We start from the raw sequence: 4,637 nt of genomic DNA, 5'->3' as shown, positions 1-4,637 counted from the left end.
CGTCCGGTTCGGCGCCCCACCACATCACGGAGTCGAGCACGCAGACCGCCTCGGCCCATAGCGGTGGGCGCCAGTAGGGCGCGATGTCGATCACCACGGGGGCGCCGTCGGCGTCGAGGAGCACGTTGCCGGCCAGGTCGCCGTCCACGAGCTGAGCGTCACCGAGATCGGCCCCAGGCTCCCGCTCGGCGAGCATCCATCCGAGTAGCGGCGCCGCGTCAGGGCCGGCGGCGTCGACCTCCACGTCAGCCTCCTCGAATGCGATCCGCTCTGCGGTGGACCAGCGTTCCTGCGCAGGTTCGTGCGCCGGTGGCCAGGTGCTGACGCGTGGCGCGAGCTCGGCGTGCAGCACTGCGGCGACTGCGCGCGTGGCCTCGAGGTCCACGAGCAGCTGCGCGCCCGGCTCGAACCGGGACGCGCCCCAGCCGTCGACCACCCAGGAGCCGTCGCGCGCCGGGATGGGCATCGCGATCCGCAGGTCCCGACGCTCGCGCCCGGCGCGGGTGTCGAGGTCGACGGCGAGTCGGGCGAGTACCGGGCTCAGCAGGCCCTGCACGGCGGCGTCGCGGCCGGGGGAGAGCACCAGGTCGCCCGCGCGGACCGAGCCTCCCTGGCCGCCGGCGAGCGGCTCCACGTCACCCGGGACGGCGAACAGGTCGAGTACGTGATCGGGTGGCGGCATCACCGCCACGGTACACACCGACAGCGGTCGAGACCGAGGCTCCACGGCGAGACCGAGGGGCGCACGTCTCGGTCTCGCCGCTCAGCCTCGGTCTCGGAGAGGTTTGGCGTCAGCGACCCGCGACGGCCGGGATGTCCGCGCCCGGCTCGGCGAGGCCTGCGGCGCGTGCGGCGGTCAGCGCCAGGTCCACCACGGTGCGGCGGTCGTCGCCGGTGCTGGTCGGGACCTGTTCGAGCCACAGCGGCATCAGATCGGACTCCAGGTCGGCGATCGTGGCCTCGAGATCGGTGGCGTCGAGGTCGTAGGAGACCGCGCGGGGATCGTCCGGGGTGTCCGCGACCCCGGCGAGCTCGGCTGCCTGCTGCGCGGCGCCCCGCCACGCCTGCGCCTGGACGCGAGCCTGGTCGGCGTCATCGGCGCGTGCCGCGACGATCTCCCAGGCCTGTCCGAGCGCGTCGAGGGTGCGGATCAGGTCTGCCGCCGAACCCGGGTCCAGGGCGCTCGGCGTTGCCGGTTCGACGACGCCCGGTTCCGTGCCGAGTGCCGCCGCGAGCTGGTCGGCCCGCAGCGCGCGCGAGACCGCGAGCCCGGCGAACAGCGACGCGAGATCGCTGTCGGAGGCCAACGAGGCCTCGAGCGCGCTCGAGGCCGCATCCCTCAGCGCGGTCTCGACGGCGGCGGCGTCACCTCGGGCGGTCGCCGGCTCCAGGTGGCGCCCCGATGGTCGCCAGACGCCACCGAGCACACCCAGCTGTGTCATCGCGTCCTCAGCGATCGGCGCGAGCACCGGTGCGAGGTCGGGGTCGGACTCGGCCGCACTCTGCGCGAGCTCGACAATCCGCTGCGTCTGCACCGCGTGCTCCTGACGTAGCTGCTCCTCGGATCCGGCGCTGGGTGCCGGTGGGTCCCCGGTCTCCAGCCGCAACGAACCGCAGCCGCCGAGCGTCAGTGCCGTCGCCGCAGCCGCGAGCACAGCGAGGGCGCGTCGGAGCATGTGCCAGATCCTGTCACGCCGATCGTCACGCTCGCGCCGCGCGCGCTCGAGGTATGCGGAGGCCCTGCGGCGGGGTCGGATGACCTCGAGGCGTTGAGTAGGGAGGGTGGGGCAGGCGAGGGACGCGGGTGCGCGGCACGGCTGGGCGACGTAGGCTGTGAGGTCGCACCGACAACTTCACACGCGGGAGGCACGATGGGATCCGAACTCGCAGTCCGTCTGCACGAGGTCCTCGCTCCGGTCGTCACCGGATCGGGTCTTTTCCTGGAGGAGGTCGACGTCTCAGGACCCGCGCGTAAGCGCCTGGTCCGGGTGACCGTCGATCTCCCCGACGGTCCCGGAGGCGTGGGCTCCGACCAACTGGGGGACGTGTCGAAGGAGGTCTCGGCCGCGCTCGACGACGTCGACGACGTGCTCGAGGGCGCCTACCTGCTCGAGGTCACCACGCCCGGCGTCAGCCGGCCGCTGCGTGAGGCGCGCCACTTCCGCCGCGCCGAGGGACGGCTGGTGACCCTCACCACGCCCGAGGGGTCCGTGACCGGGCGAGTGGTCGCCGTCGACCCTGACACGGTGCACCTGAGCGAGGAGGCCGCCAAGGGCGGGCCGCGCAAGCACGAGGTGCCGCTGGCGAGCATCACCCAGGGGCGTATCGAGGTCGAGCTGCGCCGCGCAGCCGAGCACGAGGAGGGCTGACATGGACATCGACATGGCCACGCTGCGGATGGTCGAGCGCGAGCGGGAGATCCCGCTCGACGTGCTGGTCACCGCGATCGAGCAGGCCCTGCTGTCGGCCTACCAGCGCACCCCGGGCGCGCAGCAGCACGCGCGCGTGCTGCTCAACCGGGGCTCCGGACACGTGACCGTGCTGGTCCGCGAGGCCGAGGAGGTCGCCGGCGAGGACGGTGAGACCGAGACCCGCCTGGGCCCCGAGTACGAGGACACCCCCGAGGGGTTCGGGCGGATCGCCACCTCCACGGCACGCCAGGTGATCGTGCAGCGACTGCGTGACGCCGAGGACGAGCAGGTGCTCGGCGCGTTCCGCGGCAAGGAGGGCGACATCGTCGCCGGTGTGGTGCAGCAGGGCGGCGGTCACGGCGCCGTGCTCATCGAGATCGGTGGTGTGGAGGCCAACCTGCCTCAGCACGAGCAAGTCCCCACCGAGACCTACGTCCATGGCGAGCGGATCCGCGCTTACGTGCTCGAGGTCACCCGCGGCATGCGCGGCCCCCAGATCACGGTCTCTCGCACGCACCCGAACCTCGTCAAGCGACTGTTTGCGCACGAGGTTCCTGAGATCGCCGAGGGCTCGGTCGAGATCTCCGCGATCGCGCGAGAGGCGGGTCATCGGACCAAGATCGCCGTGCGCTCGCACGTGCAGGGGCTCGGCGCGAAGGGTGCGTGCATCGGGCCGATGGGGCAGCGGGTGCGGGCCGTGATGGCGGAGCTGCGCGGCGAGAAGATCGACATCGTCGACTTCGTCGAGGACCCGGCTGCGTTCGTGGCCTCGGCGCTCTCACCGGCGCGGGTGAGCAGCGTGGAGATCGTCGACCTCGAGGCACGCTCGGCACGGGTGATCGTGCCGGACTACCAGCTCTCGCTCGCGATCGGCAAGGAGGGGCAGAACGCCCGCCTCGCCGCGCGTCTCACGGGATGGAAGATCGACATCCGGCCGGACACCGAGCCTGAGCCGGAGGCGGCAGCGGCACCCGCCGAGTAGTACACTGGTCGGCGGGCTACGCGCCCGACGTCACGTCGCCCGGGCCGCAGCCCGGATGGTCTGGAGGGTCTTACGGTGGTCAGCACGACTGCCCCGGCCGCCACGATCACCGGGATGCGCACGTGTGCGGGATGTCGGCGCAAGGCCCACAGGTCCGATCTGGTACGCATGGTCGTGGACCGGCACGCCGCAACAGCAACCGTGGTGGTCGATCCCCGAGCCGTTCTGCCGGGACGAGGCGTCTGGCTGCACCCGCAGACAGACTGCCTGGACCGTGCCGAGACTCGCCGGGCGATCCAGCGGGGACTGCGTGTGACGCCGTCGCTGCCGATCGATCAGGTGAGGGCATGGTTCGAGAGCCACGTATGACACGTCGTTGAGCATCGAATTCAGAAAGCGGGTCAAGGCCGATGGGCACCCGATGAGCACCCAGCGATGAGCAAGCACCACTAACGACGGTCTGACCCTGTCCGGGCGGGCCGAGACAGGGAGAAGTGTGGCCAAGGTCCGCGTTCACGAGCTCGCGAAAGAGCTCGGCGTCGACAGCAAGACGGTGATGGGCAAGCTCCAGGAACTGGGCGAGTTCGTCAAGTCAGCGTCATCCACGATCGAGCCGCCCGTTCAGCGGCGGCTCCGCGAGGCGTTCCCGGACGCCCCTGCAGAGGCTGAGAAGAAGCCTGCTGCCAAGCCCGCGGCGAAGCCTGCCGCGAAGCCGGGCATCAAGCCCGGTCCCGCCCCCAAGGCACCGGCCCCCGAGCAGGAGGCACCTGCCCCCGCGCCGGAGCCGGCACCGCAGGCACAGCCGGAAGAGCCCCGCGAGGAGCGGCCGGCGGCAGCGGCCGATCCCGCGTCGTCCGCCCCGACCCCCGGGCCCGCAGCTCCCCGGCCCGCGGCCCCACGTCCGGCAGCACGGCCGGGCAACAACCCGTTCGCGTCCTCGCAGGGGATGCCGCGCCCGGGGCAGCGCTCCGACCGCGGCGACCGCGGCGACCGAGGTGACCGTGGTGACCGCGGCGGTTCCGGCACGCCGCGCCCGGGCAACAATCCGTTCGCGTCCTCGCAAGGGATGCCGCGCCCCGGTGGCAGCGGTGGCCCGCGCCCGGGTGCGCCGCGCGGCGGTTCTCGCCCGACCCCCGGGATGATGCCGGACCGGTCCTCGGTCGGTCGTCCCGGCGCACCTGCACGCGGTGGCGGCGGTGGCGGTCGCGGTGGCGGTCGTCCCGGTGGCGGTGGCCCCGGTGGTG

At 72.8% G+C, this 4,637-nt stretch carries 6 protein-coding genes; 4 read left to right on the top strand and 2 right to left on the bottom strand.

The window, feature by feature from the left end; translation table 11 throughout:
• Positions 1-682, bottom strand: a 682-nt coding sequence (locus ACOJSN_RS13455; protein ID WP_420113012.1) for an aminoglycoside phosphotransferase, incomplete at its 3' end; no start/stop codon positions are given.
• A gap of 109 nt (positions 683-791) precedes the next feature.
• Entirely contained in the window at positions 792-1,676 is an 885-nt protein-coding gene (locus ACOJSN_RS13450; protein WP_420113011.1) for a hypothetical protein, read from the bottom strand.
• Between the two features lie 195 nt (positions 1,677-1,871).
• Between ACOJSN_RS13450 and rimP the strand changes: the two genes are divergently transcribed.
• The 4 genes from rimP to ACOJSN_RS13430 form a co-directional block, all read left to right on the top strand.
• The gene (rimP, locus tag ACOJSN_RS13445) at positions 1,872-2,369 is read left to right on the top strand and encodes a ribosome maturation factor RimP (protein WP_420113010.1); all 498 of its coding nucleotides are present in this window, start codon (positions 1,872-1,874) and stop codon (positions 2,367-2,369) included.
• Between the two features lies 1 nt (position 2,370).
• Positions 2,371-3,393, top strand: coding sequence for a transcription termination factor NusA (nusA, locus tag ACOJSN_RS13440; protein ID WP_420113009.1), 1,023 nt, complete (start codon positions 2,371-2,373; stop codon positions 3,391-3,393).
• Between the two features lie 114 nt (positions 3,394-3,507).
• Positions 3,508-3,762 (top strand): YlxR family protein, encoded by a 255-nt coding sequence (locus ACOJSN_RS13435; RefSeq protein WP_420113013.1) that lies wholly within the window; start codon positions 3,508-3,510, stop codon positions 3,760-3,762.
• Positions 3,763-3,889: 127 nt separating this feature from the next.
• The coding region (locus ACOJSN_RS13430) for a translation initiation factor IF-2 N-terminal domain-containing protein (protein WP_420113008.1) at positions 3,890-4,637 on the top strand (748 nt) is incomplete at its 3' end.

Source organism: Pseudactinotalea sp. (genome assembly GCF_048594945.1).
Lineage (GTDB): Bacteria > Actinomycetota > Actinomycetes > Actinomycetales > Beutenbergiaceae > Pseudactinotalea.
Note: the sequence above shows the minus strand (reverse complement) of the source record. Positions and strands in the feature narration are given on the sequence as shown.